At 52.7% G+C, this 638-nt stretch carries 1 protein-coding gene; it reads right to left on the minus strand.

What is annotated here, in order from left to right:
• A partial coding sequence (locus tag K0T92_RS24665) for an RHS repeat-associated core domain-containing protein (protein ID WP_485020574.1) occupies nt 1–638 on the minus strand: 638 nt, incomplete at both ends.

Consider the following 638-nt stretch of genomic DNA (forward strand, 5'->3'; position numbering starts at 1 on the left):
TATTGCAGGCCTGCGCTCTGATCCCACATTTCCCCCGAATAGCGGAATGGATTCTCTACACCCTCGGTGGTCGTGAGCGGGTTGCCCCATAGATCATACGTGTACCGGTTCACACTCGTATTGCCCGTGCTGTCCCGAAGCTCGATCACATCGCCATGGCCATTGTGCAGGTAGTAGTTCTTCCCGTTCGCGTCCTTGCGGGCGATCAATCCCTTGCCCCGAATGTACTGCGCCTTCATCGTAACGCTGCCACTGGCGACAATTCCTTCTGCCACTACCTGATCGCCGTCATAGTAATAGCGGACGGTCGTGCTGTTCTCTGTCCGTTCATAAAGCAGTCCGTCACCGTTGTACCTATAGCTTACAGTTCCGCCTCCCGGCTTGGCAACCTGCGTTAACCGATTCCACGCATCATACGTGTAGTTCGTCTCCCCCGCTGGAATTTCTCGCGCTTTATCACTCTGCAGGGACAAGCGGTTGCCCCGATTATTGTAAGCATACGTCTCATTGAACTGGGACGAGGTGGCGATTCGGTTCAAGGGATCGTAGCTGTAACTATAATTGTTGCTTTGCCCGTTCAAACTCAAAGATTGGTTCGTCAAATTCCCGTTCCCGTCATAATCGTAGTTGAAGGAATT

Origin of the sequence: Paenibacillus oenotherae (assembly GCF_019443105.1) — a bacterium.
Classification (GTDB): Bacteria; Bacillota; Bacilli; order Paenibacillales; family Paenibacillaceae; genus Paenibacillus_Z; species Paenibacillus_Z oenotherae.